The organism is Acinetobacter sp. ANC_7503 (genome assembly GCF_056780035.1).
Genome location: NZ_JBWYJA010000001.1, coordinates 658,897 through 673,106 on the forward strand (window position 1 = coordinate 658,897; position 14,210 = coordinate 673,106).

A 14,210-nucleotide genomic window follows, 5' to 3' on the forward strand; every position below is an offset into this window, starting at 1 on the left:
GTCGGTTTTTTTCTTCTTAAATTAGCTTTAAACGTGAATCACGCTGAAGTTCTAGCAATTCAAACGTATAATCAACCTCATTTATTATGGCGATTAAGGATCGGTACGCATGGAACTTCGACATTTGAAATATTTCGTCTCAGTTGCCGAAGAACTTAATTTTACGCGTGCTGCAGAAAAACTCTTTATAGCGCAGCCCTCTTTAAGTCAGCAAATTAAAGATCTTGAAGCGGAATTAGGTACATCCCTGCTGATTCGTAAAAGCAGAAGCTTATCGCTCACAGAGGAAGGAGAAACTTTTTTAAAAGATGCTCGACATATATTGAAACTTGCTCAAGACGCCAAACACAAGATTCAAATTATGGCGAATACCAAGAAAAATAAATTAAATATTGGCTTTTTACCTGTGGCAGAAATGAAAATTTTTCCCTATGTCATGCCTATTATTCGTGCACAACAGCCTGATTTAGATATTCAATTTCATAGTTTGAGCTGTGTACATCAAATCCAAGCACTTCGTGATCAAAAAATTGATGTCGCATTCACTCGCCAATGTATCGATGATGAGCATATTACCTCTATCGAATTGTTCAGTGAGCCTCTGATCTTGCTGATTCCTCGTCATTCAGCCCATGCGCATTTAGACTGTATTTCAAAACAGGATTTAATTGCCCAAAAATTTATCATGAGCGAGGAAACTGCCTCACCGATCTTATTCCAAAAAATTCAAAACATTTTTGAAGCTCTAAATACATCTATTCAAGTTGCTCAATACTCGAGTAACATTTTAATGAATATTAATCTTGTAGCGATGCAAGTCGGTTGGACCATTGTTCCAAAATATGTTGAAAGCTTGCTCAGTGAAAATGTCTTAATTAAATCAACTGAAATCGATTTACCGAATATCAGCTTATATTTGAGTTTCAGAAAACAAGATCAAAGTAAGCATTTGCAAACTGTCAAAAATATTCTTAGCCAACACTTTCATTGTCATATTTTTTAAAAATTTGAACGCTATTTTAAAAATAAAAAACCTGCAAATTTGCAGGTTTTTTTTAGATTAGTCTTAAACTTTTTGATTAAACGCCAAGTTTATCAAATAGTTTTTGGCTGAGCTCTTCGCTCGTCTGAGGAATACTTAAGCCCGCCACAAATTTATCTGGTCTTAAAAATGCCATCGAGTATTGAGTGCGACCAAACCACGCACGAATCGCATGCTCTGTATCCCCAAGTGTCAATATTTCATCATCATGAGCATCAGTTTTCAATTGTTCAGGTGGAACGACTTTAATAAATTTCACACCCAAGGCTTTCCATTTTTGAATACTTGTTGGTGTGAGTCCCCAAGTCGGATCTACTCCCCAAGCAATAATAGCAAAGCCTTGACCAATAAAATCATCCAGTAATTTCACCTGACCTGTGCTATCTTGCATTTTAGGTTGAATAAACATTTTACCGATTGGTGATGTCTTATTGACCTGTCCAACCAAAATACCAGATTTATATTGTGGCATTGGCTTAAAGCGCATTTCCAACAAATATTGTTTAACTGGTTTAATGTAATTTAGAACATATGAAATAGCATCACGCGCAGTACCTTGCCATTTTTTAGGCGGAGCTAGCACATGGCCTGCTGTAACAGATAAATCAATCATCGCTTTGGCATGATCATGACGCTCTTCTTGATAAGAATCTAGAACTTTAGCATCTACTTTACCTTGTACGACCATAGCCAGTTTCCAAGATAAATTGAACGCATCACGCATTCCACTGTTATAACCCTGTCCCTGCCATACTGGCATAATGTGCGCTGCATCTCCCGCAAGTAAGATACGCCCTTCTTTAAATCTACTGGCAATACGTGCATTATGGGTATAAACACGATTTCGGATCACATCGATATTTTCAGTGTTTGGTAATACTTTGGATAAAAGTTTAGCCATGTTTTCAGGTTGACTAAGTTGCTCTTGCGTCTCCCCTGGCATCACCATAAATTCAAAACGACGGATACCATGTGGTAAAGCCGCTGACACATATGGACGTACTGGATCACAACATAAGTAAATATGTGGTGTCGCCAATGGATCGTTTGCAATATCGACAACAATCCATTGGTTTGGTGCAGTTTTACCTTCAAAAGGAATATTCAACATACGGCGAACGTAGCTATTACCACCATCACATGCCACAAGATACTTTGCAGTTATATATTCAATTGTTTTATCTTTATTTTGGATTTGAACTTCAACTTGATCTTCAGTCTGCTTAAAACTTTGAAGTTGACGAGAAAAAAGTACTTCCACATCATCAAAACGTTCTAAACCTTCCAATAATTCTGCATCAACATAAGGTTGTACGAATGCGTTACGACGAGGGAAACCAAACTCACGTGTTTTAGGTTGAATATCTGCAAAACAACGGCCTGAAGGCGTAAGAAAACGCATCGCATGATCGGGAGTGGTATGCGGCAATACTTTGTTGATCAAACCAATCGATTGCATTGTTCTTAGAGATTCATCATCAATACCAATTGCACGAGGATAATCAATCAATTGATCGAGCTGTTCAATCACTTTTACTTTTAAGCCCGCAAGGCCAAGGCCGTTCGCCATCGTTAAACCGACTGGGCCTGCACCAAGTACGATCACATCTGCTGAATAAGTGTTGGTCTGTGACATGGTCAATCTCCTCTAATATTCGCATTAGAGAGGATTTTCAGCATAGGAAAAAGTTATGCTAAGGTCTTATGAAATTTAAGAAATTGTCACTTTTACTTCAATTCCATCAAAAAACCTTAATTTATGTCGCTCAACTATAGCTTTTACCTATAGTTGAATTTGTAATTCATCTACAAAATATCTTAGTAAATAGGCTCGAACCATACTATTCAAGCTTTGAATCAGTTTTACAGTATAATCAGGGAACAACTTTAATATTTTTTGCTTCGCTTTGAAGCCATGGAATCCCACTATGACGAAACGTGTTACCGTCCCGATTGCTCTCGAAAATCGTGCTCATGCAGGTAATGCCGCTGCTCAATTTGAACTTGCTGAACTTTATATGACGAGTGAACACGATGAAGACATTGCGCTTGCAGAAGAATGGGCTTTACGTGCTGGTCAATTGGGTCATGTCGAAGCGATGTACTGGTTAGGGGAAGGTTATACCCATTATGCAAAAGAAGTTTTAGAAGAAGATCCTGAAGATGCAAAACTAAACTTTGAGTACGGTTTTAACTGGCTCACGCAAGCTAGTAAACATCAACATGCTGCTGCAATTTTAGAGCTCGCAGGTTATTACCGTCGTGGTAATGTGGTCGAAAAAGATGTACAAAAATCTGTTGAATTGGTGACTCAAGCCGCTGAACTTGGTGATACTCAAGCAATGCGTGATTTATCTGCCATCTATGCACATGGTTTAGGTGTGGATGTCAACGAGGAAAAAGCTGATTATTGGCAGGAAAAGGCTCAATCATGCACTTGAGATAAATCTCGTTTTTTGCCTCAAAAGCCTTCATGATTGAAGGCTTTTTATTGAACTACTTTAGATCTTTTTGAAACTATAACACACCTTAAGATAGCAACCCACTATAAGATAGAAACTTACTTTTAGATATTAATTAACTTCAGCGATGATGGCTTGTCTACAGATCCCGTCTACTGCCCTTTGCTGTTCAAATACTTTTTTCGGCATTGCTTCAAAACTATCAAAAAAGCAAATTTCTTCTTCATTAATGTCATATACCAATGAATGATTACCAATGCCTTCTAAAGTATCGTAATACACGATCACGAATTTATTGGCTTCAAATGCGATTTGAATATCTTGATAGCTGATTGCGGGGGATATTTTTAGCGCAAGTTTTTCAGCTTCTAAATAGCTTTGCTTTTCTTGCTCTTGAAGTGCATTGTCTTCATCTGTGGTAAATTCCACATCTAAGCCAAATTTTTTAAGTCCCACCGCTAGACCGATCGTGGTCGTTCCATCACCTTCTACATAACCACAGACTTCTTTTAGTTGTTCAATATCTGGGTCTAACCCAAGATGTTGAAAGAGCATCCATACGGCGTAAATGCCAGCATTAGCTTCGAGGTTAGCGAGTTCTTCGGGAATTTCCATCAAAAATATATATTATTTATTGAGCTATCAATTATAACAAATAATCTTCTTCAAAATTTAAGAAATTAAATACAAAATTCAAGCTCACTCATCTAAAAGTTTCAAAAAGTCTGGACATTGTAAATGGTCATCGTATGGACATTTTTCAACGTGTGTCAAAATTAAGAGTAAGTTATTTAAAGTCTCAATTTTATCTTTGATTTCGTTTTTTGCTTCCCTAACTTGATCTCTTTTAATTTTAATTTTTTCATGATCAATTGCCATATTTTTAATTTGGCTCAGCGTCATACCACCATTTTGGAAGATCTTGATTAATGAGATATTCTGTATTGCTCGGGATGAATACTGTCTTCTAAGCCCTTTCCTTCCAATAGATCGAATAAGTCCTTTTGATTCATAAAACCTAATCGTGGCAGTTGAAGTATTTGTCCGATCAGCTAGATCACCTATATCTATTTCCATTAATGCACCTTGACTTCAAGTTAGCTTTAAGTTGCACACTAGCATGACTTAAATTAGAGAGTCATCCTTTCATGAATATTTTAATTTACATTTTAGCTTTAGGCCTAAGCGCTACTTTAATTATGGATTTTTTAGGTTGGGCAAGAGCGATGATTTTTAAAATCCCCTCATTTAACTATGCTTATTTGGGTAGGTTTTTCTTTTTAGTTAAAAATAAAAAATACGTATACAGAAATATTACCGAAGCCCCTGTACACAAATTTGAATACATTACGGGTTGGGTATTTCATTATATAACCGGTATTTTTTTCGCTTTAATTTATACTTATATCGATAATTCACATACTACTTTGGAAGCTTTTATATCTTCTATTTTATTTGGACTTTCAACTGCTATTATCCCATTTTTGGTGATGCAACCTATTCTTGGATTTGGTTTCTTTGCGAGTAAAACGCCCAATCAATGGATCAGCATAAAAAATAGCTTAGTGGCACATTTAAACTTCGGAATCGGTTTATTTATAGCCCAAATTATTCAATCCTACATTTTCTCAACATTACACTAATGAAAGCTTGATAGATTGAATGATAAAAATTTTAAATTAAATTTCTAATACGTTGCCAAAATAAATCAATCAAAGACAAAATTATTCGAATTTGTGATGAAAAAATCGATCGGAAGGGAGAGTCTGTAGGTTTGTCATTTTATGCTTTCTTTTCAAATAAAAATAATGACCCCGATGCACTCATGGAAGTAGCTCATTGGTGGATCATGAAACATAAACTTGACCACTTTGAAAAAGCACAGAAAATAAAATCTCTAATATCATCGGAATCTGAAGTTGACGCGATTTAATTGAAATACTTTGAATCACCAATAACCAACTTAACATTGGAAATTCGCAAGTTTATAAGTACAATACTGCCCTAGTCGAGGGATGCTGCGACGTTTTACAAGTACAAAATGTAAAAGCGCCAGGCTCGACGATCGGTCAATCTGCTCAGATGGACCAACAACGGCATCCGCGAACATAATGATCAATTTTTGTTTTTTATAAGGAGATCGTGATGAACGCGGTTAATGCTTCATTTACAGATTATAAAGTTGCCGATATTTCACTTGCTGACTACGGCCGTAAAGAAATCAAACTTGCAGAAGCTGAAATGCCAGCCCTTATGGGTCTGCGTAAGCGTTACTCTGCGGCTAAACCACTTGCTGGTGCTAAAATTTTGGGTTGTATCCACATGACAATCCAAACAGCTGTTCTTATCGAAACTTTGGTAGAGCTTGGTGCTGAAGTTCGTTGGACATCTTGCAACATTTTCTCAACTCAAGACCACGCTGCGGCAGCTATTGCAGCTTCTGGTGTTCCAGTATTTGCTTGGAAAGGCGAAACTGAAGAAGAATACATGTGGTGTCTTGAACAACAAATTAATGTAAATGGTACGCCTTGGGATGCCAACATGATTCTGGACGACGGTGGTGACTTAACTGCGCTTGTTCATGAAAAATACCCAGAAGTACTCGCAAAAATTCACGGTATTACTGAAGAAACCACGACAGGTGTTCAACGTCTTCTCGAAATGTGGAAAGACGGTTCATTGAAAGTGCCTGCGATCAACGTTAACGATTCAGTCACTAAATCTAAAAACGACAACAAATACGGTTGCCGTCACTCTCTAAACGATGCCATCAAACGTGCAACTGACATGCTGTTATCTGGTCGTCGTGCACTTGTAATTGGTTACGGTGATGTAGGTAAAGGTTCTGCGCAATCGCTTCGTCAAGAAGGCATGATCGTACGTGTTTCTGAAATCGATCCAATCTGTGCAATGCAAGCCTGCATGGACGGTTACGAAGTAGTTTCTCCATACAAGAATGGCGTACAAACAGGTAAAAAAGAAGACGTTAACGCTGACCTTCTTCAAAATACTGACTTAATCGTAACAACGACTGGTAACTACCACGTTTGTGACGCTGCAATGCTTGATACATTAAAAGCAGGTGCAGTAGTTTGTAATATCGGTCACTTTGACACTGAAATCGATACCAACTACTTACGTGGTTATAAATGGGTTGAAGTTAAACCACAAGTTCACCAAGTATATCGTTCAGAAAATGAAAATGATTACCTCATTCTTCTTTCTGAAGGTCGCTTAGTAAATCTTGGCAATGCAACTGGTCACCCATCACGCGTGATGGATGGTTCTTTTGCGAACCAAGTTTTAGGTCAAATGCACTTGTTCGCAGAGAAATTTGCTGATCTTCCTGAAGATCAAAAACAAGCAGCGATTCGTGTTGAACTTCTTCCTAAGAAATTAGATGAAGAAGTTGCTGCAGCAATGGTTGCAGGTTTCGGTGGTGTTCTGACTCAATTAACTCAAGAACAAGCGGACTACCTTGGGGTTGCTGTTGAAGGTCCATTCAAATCTGACGCTTATAAATACTAATCTTTGAACAAGCAGGCTGAACAGCCTGCTTTTCTTTGAATTCTATTTTGCTGAAATAAGTACAAAGGATTTGAACATGTCTAAACAGATTCCAATTTCTTTTGAGTTTTTCCCAACCAAAACTGATGCAGGTGCGGAAAAACTTAAAGTTGTTCACCAAGAACTGCAGTTGCTGAATCCAGAGTTTTTCTCTGTGACTTATGGTGCAGGTGGTTCTACACGTGAACGTACACTTTCGACTTTAGCTGATTTTAATGGCAAAGGCACGCCTGTTGCTCCTCACCTCTCTTGTATTGGTGATAGTAAAGAACGTATCGCTGAACTTTTAGATTTATATAAATCTCAAGGGATTGACCGTATTGTTGCACTACGCGGTGACTTACCTTCCGGTCAAGTTGGCTTAGGTGAATTACCGTATGCTCAGGATTTAGTACGCTTTATCCGTGAACATTCGGGTGACCACTTCCAGATTGAAGTTGCAGCTTACCCTGAAATGCACCCACAAGCAGATAGCTTTGATTTAGACATTAAACGCTTTTGTGAGAAAGCCAATGCAGGTGCAAATGCAGCCTTAACTCAATTCTTCTTTAATCCAGATGCGTATTTTTACTTTGTAGAGCGCATTCAAAAAGAAGGTGTGAATATTCCTGTGGCACCTGGCATTATGCCAATTACCAATGCAAGCAACTTAATTCGCTTTGCAGATGGTACAGGTGCTGAAATCCCTCGTTGGATTCGTAAGCAACTGGCAGCCTATGGTGATGATACTGCATCAATCAAAGCCTTTGGTCATGAAGTGATTGTAAAGCTATGTGAACGCCTCATTGCTGGTGGTGCACCAAGTCTGCATTTTTATACGATGAACACCACTGATCCAACTCGTCAACTTGTAAAAGACCTCGGTCTAGCATAAGTCTCCTGACTTCTTTTATCGACAGCTTAGGTTCAATTTATTTGATGTAAGGACTGAAGATAAAAGAAGTTTTTATTTTACCGATTTTAGAGTAATGCACATGCCTCGTTTTTTTATTGAAGCAGAACTTAATGTAAATACAACAGTTGAACTGACTGAAACTGTATTTCATCATTGGGTCAAAGTTTTACGTGCACAAGTCGGTGAAAAAGCGACCTTGTTTAATGGTCAAGGTGGCGAATATCAAGTTGAATTAACTGAAGCCAATAAAAAAACAGCCTCGGTTCTAGTTCAAGAATTTAACCCAGCCAATCGCACACCAAACTTTAATGCCTTACTTGGTCAAGTAATGAGTAAAGGTGACCGCATGGATTATGCTATTCAAAAAGCGGTTGAGTTAGGCGTATCTGAAATTCAACTTCTCACCTCTGAACGTTGCGAAATGCGTTTAAAGTACGACCGTGATCAGAAAAAACTTGATCATTGGCAAGGTGTAGCAATTGCAGCTTGCGAGCAGTGTGGAATGAATATTGTTCCAAAAATATTAGCTCCACTCCCTTTGGCACAATGGTTAAATAGCACACTCCCTGAAACGAAATTAGTCTTAGCCCCCAATAAAGATGAGGTCGATGTGTTAAATGATGCCTCCTCAAATATAACGCTACTCATTGGTCCAGAAGGTGGATTAAGTGAAGCTGAAATCCAATCTGCAAATCAGCATGGATTTATCAATTGGTGTATTGGTGAACGTGTTTTACGTACAGAAACTGCACCAGTGGTTGCTTTATCGATCTTAAATTACAAATTTTAATAAATATTTTCTCAAAATTCCGTGATTTAACTCACAATAGAATTGATTTTCTTCCAATTAGACAGTACTTTAAGGAGAAAAGAGTTGTCGCGCTAAATTTATATTTTTTTAAGTTCGTACTCAAAAATAATACAAATAAAGTAGAAAGAAAATTAAGGTATTGCCAGTTATGAGTGAAGTTCAGGGAGAGCATGTTTCCAACTCTGTACTCGATAGCCAGATCAAAAGTGCGACTTCTAATTTGCATTTTTTTTTAGCGTGGGTGCTCTTTGCCTGCATCTATAATCAACTTATTTACTTCTTTTATTTCAAAAGCTTTTCAATACCTTATACCATTTGGCTCATTATATTTACCGCCATTCTTTTAATCTGTTTTTGCTTTACCCTCTTTTTTAAAAAATCTAATCAAATTAGTATTTTTAATTTAGACATGTGGGCACAATTGGTTTGCTTAATTACTGGAGCTGGTCTAGCTATTGGTATTTATACCGTATTACAGCTTATCCCCGAACATAATCCAGAAGTCAAAGATATACATATGTTGACTTTAGCTGGGTTAATGTTATCTATTGTTTATACTTTTGCTATTGTATTTTTATCACAGCGGTTAAGATACTTCCTTTATGTTTTTTTGCCTTCAGCTTCGGCCATAGTCCTCTCCAATTTCCTTTTTTTAGATAATACTCCTGATGTTTTTAGTTTAATCTTTAATATTTGGTTTGGTGTATTACTTATTTGCGCTCTCCTTACCCATAAGATGTACCGCCGTCTTGGAATATTAAATAGTCACAATAAATTCTATTTATCTGAATCTAGAAAACATCTTATGGAGTCATCACTTCTCCAAGAAAAGCTAAAAAATGAGATTGAAAAATCCAAAGAAATTGAAAGCCAATTACAAATGCATAATCAATTACTCGAACAAAAAGTAATTGAACGAACCTACGATATTAATAAGATCAACGATCGACTGCAGCACCATCAAGCTAACCTTGATTTTGCGCATGAAACTGCTGGAATTTCATCTTGGCTATGGAATATTGAGAAAAGAACCATTGAAATTTCAGGCATTAAATATGGTAATCAGGTTTTACATTACCAAAGTGCAACTGATCAAATTAACGAGTTTATTCACCCAGAAGATCAAGAAAATTATCGTAAAGAGCTCCGTAAACATTTAAGAGGAAATACTGAACGTTTTGAAGCACATTATAGAACTAAAGTAAAAGATCAGTGGTTTTGGATTAAAGATATTGGTCGAGTTATTACACGTGATCCTGAAAATAATAAACCTCTTAAAATGGTGGGTATTTTCCAAGACATTGAAAGTGAAAAAAAAGCACAAGAAAAATTGAAATTAGCTTCGAATGTATTTAATCAAGTGGCCCAAGGAGTTTTCGTTTTAGACAATAACTTGTGTTTTTTAGAAGTTAATCCTTATTTTAGTGAATTGGTCAACATCCCACCGCAGGATATTATCTCAAAACACATCTTTGATATTACCAAATCTTCCACATCCCAACTCAGCCAACATCACGCCGATATAACTCAAACGGTGTTACTCACCGGACAATATGATGCTGAGGTCACAGAAGAATTTATTTCAGGAAAGATATTAACCTTGTGGCTGCATATCAATGCAGTTCGTGATGATAAAAATAGAATTTTAAATTATGTAGGCATCATTTCAGATTTGACTGAACGGAAACAAAATCTTGAAAGAATGGCCTACTTAGAGAATTACGATCTACTTACAGATTTACCTAACCGTGTTTATTTTAATTTACAGTTACACCAGTATCTAATTAGTAAATCTAAAATTCTGAGCCATTTTTCTATTATTCGTCTTAACATTGATCGATTTAGACATTTTAATGAGTTTATTAATCATCAAACTGGAGATGAAGTTCTCAAAGAAGTTTCCCGAAGACTGAAATATACCTGTTCTAAAGCTGTTCTGATTTCATATTTAAATAATGATGACTTTGCTATGATTTACAACTTAAATCATAGTCATTACACGATCCAACAAGTCGTCGATCAGATCCTTGAGGCCTTTGAAATACCCTTTATCATCGATGGGCAAGAACACATGATTCATGTCTCACTGGGTATCGCAATTTACCCCAATCATGGTAGACAAATTGGTAGCTTAAATAGTCACGCGGAAAGCGCTTTAACAGAAGCAAAAAAACTAGGGGGCAGCACAGCCTATTATTATGACAACAAGCCTGAATCCATTTTTGGCAGTGATATTGAGCTCGAAAGAGATTTACGACTTGCTATAAAAAATCAGGACTTAGAAATTTACTATCAACCTAAGATAGAAAGTAAAACGATGCAAGTGAGCGGCTTTGAAGCGTTAATCCGCTGGAATCATCCAAAGTACGGCATCATCATGCCAGATCGTTTTATACCGATTGCTGAAATGACTAGTCTGATCTCAGATATCGGAAAATTTGTTATTTTCCAGACATGTAAGCAACTTAAAATATGGCATGAATTAGGTTTTGATAAGTTACAAATTTCTATTAATGTCGTGGCGCAACAGATCCATCGTGGGGAATTTCTCAATTTTATTGATCAAGCCGTGCTTAAATACTCACTCAAACCGGAGTTTATAGAGTTTGAACTTACCGAGTCATCATTGTTAGATAAATCATCTCATGTTTTTGATTTGTTAGACCAAATTAAGGATAAAAATTTCTCAATTGCCTTAGATGACTTTGGAACAGGCTATTCTTCACTTGCATATCTTGCCGACTATCCTATTGATACACTCAAGATTGATCGCGCCTTTATTTCAAAGATTGGCACTCGTAAAAATAATGCTATTGTCGATGCAATTATTTCAATGGGGAAAACGATGGGGATGAAATTAGTTGCTGAAGGTGTTGAGGATATCGAGCAAATTGAATATTTAAAAAAACAAGGTTGTGATTATTTCCAAGGTTATTATTTTTCGAGACCATTAAATAGCGCTGATAGCACTCAATTTCTGCAAAATGAATATCAATTCTCAAAAATTAAATAAAGGCTAGACCAAAGTCCTAAATATGTATGAAATTTCGACTTTTAACTGTGATCAATGTGCAACTAGTGGTATATTCGAACCGATATAACCAAAAAACCAGCAAGGCTGGAACATTGTAATAACTGGGATTCAGATGGACGATCAATCTTTAAAACAGCAAGCACTCTATTACCACGAATTTCCAACGCCAGGAAAAATCAGCGTTACTCCGAGTAAGCAACTCGTCAACCAACATGATCTAGCATTAGCATATTCCCCAGGTGTTGCAGTGCCATGTTTGGAAATTGAAAAAGACCCTTCTAAAGCAGCGCTTTATACTGCACGTGGTAACTTAGTCGCAGTCGTCAGTAATGGTACTGCAGTACTCGGTTTGGGTAATATTGGTCCCCTCGCCTCTAAACCAGTGATGGAAGGTAAAGGCGTCCTGTTTAAAAAGTTTGCAGGCGTTGATGTTTTCGATATCGAAATTGCAGAAAACGATCCAGATAAAATCGTAGATATTGTTGCTGCTCTTGAACCGACTTTCGGCGGTATTAACCTCGAGGACATTAAAGCTCCAGAATGTTTCTATATTGAACAGAAACTTCGCGAGCGTATGAATATCCCAGTTTTTCATGATGATCAGCATGGAACATCAATTATTGTAGGTTCAGCGCTTTTAAATGCTTTGCAATTGAACGGCAAAAAAATTGAAGATATCAAGATCGTCGCTTCTGGAGCAGGTGCTGCAGCACTATCATGTCTAGATCTTCTTTGTGCGCTTGGTGCTAAAAAAGAAAATATCATTGTTGCTGACTCTCGTGGACTCTTAACAAAAAAACGTGAAGGTTTAGACGAGTCTAAAAAACGCTATGTTCAAGATATCGAAGGTTCTCAGCTTGGCGACGTAATTGCTGGTGCAGATATGTTCCTTGGTCTATCAGCTGCGGGTATTTTGACTAAAGAAATGGTCAAAGTCATGGCGAAGGATCCAATTATCTTCGCGCTTGCTAACCCAGATCCTGAAATTCTGCCTGAACATGCACATGAAGTTCGTGATGATGTCATCATGGCGACGGGTCGTTCAGACTATCCGAACCAAGTCAATAATGCGCTTTGCTTCCCATATATCTTCCGTGGTGCACTTGATGTAGGTGCAACAACCATTAACGAAGAAATGAAGATTGCATGCGTACACGCAATTGCTCGTATGGCACATGTAGAAGCTGATGCTGCATCTTATGGTGAAAAATCTGCATCATTTGGACGTGATTACCTAATTCCACGCCCACTAGATCAACGCTTGATTCTTGAAATTGCGCCTGCTGTTGCAAAAGCTGCGATGGATTCTGGTGTAGCGACTCGTCCAATCCAAGATTTCTCCGTGTATCATCAGCGTCTTTCTGAGTTCGTTTACAACTCAGCATTTATGATGAAACCAATTTTTGCTCAAGCGAAAACTGATCCTAAACGTATTGCTTATGCGGAAGGTGAAGATCTTCGTGTTCTTCGTGCTGTTCAAATTGCAGTAGACGAAGGCTTGGCAAAACCGATCTTGGTGGGTCGTACTGCTGTCATCGAAGCGAATATTAAGAAATTAGGTTTACGTTTAGAAAATGGTGTGAATATCACTATCGTTGATCAAGAAACAAATCCTGATTACGAAAAGTTTGCTGATGATTACTATAATCTGATGATGCGTAAAGGGGTAACACCTGAGTATGCACAACGTGAATCACGTCGTCGTTCGACCCTGATCGCAGCGATGTTAGTACGTCACGGCTTAGCAGATGGTATGCTATGTGGTACGTATTCTAGCTACGATATTCATTTAGATTTCGTGAGCAATGTCATTGGTTTAAAAGAAGGTCATAACACTTTCTTTACCTTAAATGCGTTGATGCTCGAAGATCGTAACTTGTTCATTGCAGATACATACATCAATCGTAACCCTACGGCTGAACAGCTTGCTGAAATGACTATATTAGCAGCAGATGAAGTCCGTCGTTTCGGTATTACTCCACGTGTAGCATTGTTGTCGCACTCAAGTTTTGGTTCTGATCAGACTGATCCTAGCGCTCAAAAAATGCGTAAAGTGTATGAAATCCTTTCTGAAATCGCACCTGAACTTGAAGTTGAAGGTGAAATGCATGCAGATGCAGCACTTGATGAAAATATCCGTAGCTTTGCATTCCCGAACTCGCGCTTCAAAGGTTCTGCGAATCTATTGATTATGCCGAATTTAGATGCTGCAAATATTTCATTCAACCTGTTGAAGTCAACTTCAGGAAATAATGTAACAATTGGTCCAATCTTATTAGGTGCGGCTAAGCCAGTTCATATCTTAACACCGACAGCAACTACGCGCCGTGTTGTGAATATGACTGCATTAACTGTTGCAGAAATTCAAGAAGAGGAAAAAAACGCGCTCTAATCCTTCA

At 37.6% G+C, this 14,210-nt stretch carries 12 protein-coding genes; 9 read left to right on the forward strand and 3 right to left on the reverse strand.

What is annotated here, in order from left to right:
- Positions 1–109 precede the first annotated feature (109 nt).
- A complete protein-coding gene (locus AC1M9M_RS03290; RefSeq protein WP_481589734.1) occupies positions 110–1,003 on the forward strand; it encodes a LysR substrate-binding domain-containing protein in 894 nt (297 codons plus the stop codon).
- 76 nt (positions 1,004–1,079) lie between these two features.
- Here AC1M9M_RS03290 and AC1M9M_RS03295 read toward each other — a convergent pair whose 3' ends face one another.
- The gene (locus AC1M9M_RS03295; RefSeq protein ID WP_481595599.1) at positions 1,080–2,678 is read right to left on the reverse strand and encodes a bifunctional 3-(3-hydroxy-phenyl)propionate/3-hydroxycinnamic acid hydroxylase; all 1,599 of its coding nucleotides are present in this window, start codon (positions 2,676–2,678) and stop codon (positions 1,080–1,082) included.
- A 292-nt stretch (positions 2,679–2,970) separates the two neighbouring features.
- Here AC1M9M_RS03295 and AC1M9M_RS03300 point away from each other — a divergent pair, with 292 nt between their 5' ends.
- Entirely contained in the window at positions 2,971–3,483 is a 513-nt protein-coding gene (locus AC1M9M_RS03300; protein ID WP_481595600.1) for a tetratricopeptide repeat protein, read from the forward strand.
- A gap of 132 nt (positions 3,484–3,615) precedes the next feature.
- Here the strand turns inward: AC1M9M_RS03300 and AC1M9M_RS03305 are convergent, their stop codons facing one another.
- Both AC1M9M_RS03305 and AC1M9M_RS03310 read right to left on the reverse strand, forming a co-directional pair.
- A complete protein-coding gene (locus tag AC1M9M_RS03305; RefSeq protein ID WP_481595601.1) occupies positions 3,616–4,119 on the reverse strand; it encodes a cysteine peptidase family C39 domain-containing protein in 504 nt (167 codons plus the stop codon).
- An 84-nt stretch (positions 4,120–4,203) separates the two neighbouring features.
- Positions 4,204–4,581, reverse strand: a complete 378-nt coding sequence (locus tag AC1M9M_RS03310; protein WP_092766006.1) for a MerR family transcriptional regulator — start codon at positions 4,579–4,581, stop codon at positions 4,204–4,206.
- Between the two features lie 71 nt (positions 4,582–4,652).
- On the opposite strand from AC1M9M_RS03310, the gene AC1M9M_RS03315 reads away from it, so the two are divergent.
- From AC1M9M_RS03315 to AC1M9M_RS03345, 7 genes are all read left to right on the forward strand, one after another.
- Entirely contained in the window at positions 4,653–5,147 is a 495-nt protein-coding gene (locus tag AC1M9M_RS03315) for a DUF2938 family protein (protein ID WP_481591309.1), read from the forward strand.
- A gap of 47 nt (positions 5,148–5,194) precedes the next feature.
- On the forward strand, positions 5,195–5,437 hold the full coding sequence (locus tag AC1M9M_RS03320; RefSeq protein ID WP_481591343.1) for a DUF6500 family protein: 243 nt from the start codon (positions 5,195–5,197) through the stop codon (positions 5,435–5,437).
- Between the two features lie 212 nt (positions 5,438–5,649).
- Positions 5,650–7,032: an adenosylhomocysteinase gene (gene ahcY / locus AC1M9M_RS03325; RefSeq protein WP_481588499.1), complete on the forward strand. Its 1,383-nt coding sequence runs from the start codon at positions 5,650–5,652 to the stop codon at positions 7,030–7,032.
- 76 nt (positions 7,033–7,108) lie between these two features.
- Positions 7,109–7,945, forward strand: coding sequence for a methylenetetrahydrofolate reductase [NAD(P)H] (gene metF, locus AC1M9M_RS03330; protein WP_035266512.1), 837 nt, complete (start codon positions 7,109–7,111; stop codon positions 7,943–7,945).
- A 100-nt stretch (positions 7,946–8,045) separates the two neighbouring features.
- Entirely contained in the window at positions 8,046–8,756 is a 711-nt protein-coding gene (locus AC1M9M_RS03335; protein ID WP_481591308.1) for a 16S rRNA (uracil(1498)-N(3))-methyltransferase, read from the forward strand.
- Positions 8,757–8,925: 169 nt separating this feature from the next.
- A complete protein-coding gene (locus AC1M9M_RS03340; protein WP_481591307.1) occupies positions 8,926–11,790 on the forward strand; it encodes an EAL domain-containing protein in 2,865 nt (954 codons plus the stop codon).
- Positions 11,791–11,923: 133 nt separating this feature from the next.
- On the forward strand, positions 11,924–14,203 hold the full coding sequence (locus tag AC1M9M_RS03345; RefSeq protein WP_035266506.1) for an NADP-dependent malic enzyme: 2,280 nt from the start codon (positions 11,924–11,926) through the stop codon (positions 14,201–14,203).
- Positions 14,204–14,210 lie beyond the last annotated feature (7 nt).

Bases quoted from the DNA above. Each gene is read 5' to 3' on its own strand.
- AC1M9M_RS03290 (WP_481589734.1), top strand. From the start codon at position 110: ATGGAACTTCGACATTTGAAATATTTCGTCTCAGTTGCCGAAGAACTT.
- AC1M9M_RS03295 (WP_481595599.1), bottom strand. From the start codon at position 2,678: ATGTCACAGACCAACACTTATTCAGCAGATGTGATCGTACTTGGTGCA.
- AC1M9M_RS03300 (WP_481595600.1), top strand. From the start codon at position 2,971: ATGACGAAACGTGTTACCGTCCCGATTGCTCTCGAAAATCGTGCTCAT.
- AC1M9M_RS03305 (WP_481595601.1), bottom strand. From the start codon at position 4,119: ATGGAAATTCCCGAAGAACTCGCTAACCTCGAAGCTAATGCTGGCATT.
- AC1M9M_RS03310 (WP_092766006.1), bottom strand. From the start codon at position 4,581: ATGGAAATAGATATAGGTGATCTAGCTGATCGGACAAATACTTCAACT.
- AC1M9M_RS03315 (WP_481591309.1), top strand. From the start codon at position 4,653: ATGAATATTTTAATTTACATTTTAGCTTTAGGCCTAAGCGCTACTTTA.
- ahcY (WP_481588499.1), top strand. From the start codon at position 5,650: ATGAACGCGGTTAATGCTTCATTTACAGATTATAAAGTTGCCGATATT.
- metF (WP_035266512.1), top strand. From the start codon at position 7,109: ATGTCTAAACAGATTCCAATTTCTTTTGAGTTTTTCCCAACCAAAACT.
- AC1M9M_RS03335 (WP_481591308.1), top strand. From the start codon at position 8,046: ATGCCTCGTTTTTTTATTGAAGCAGAACTTAATGTAAATACAACAGTT.
- AC1M9M_RS03340 (WP_481591307.1), top strand. From the start codon at position 8,926: ATGAGTGAAGTTCAGGGAGAGCATGTTTCCAACTCTGTACTCGATAGC.
- AC1M9M_RS03345 (WP_035266506.1), top strand. From the start codon at position 11,924: ATGGACGATCAATCTTTAAAACAGCAAGCACTCTATTACCACGAATTT.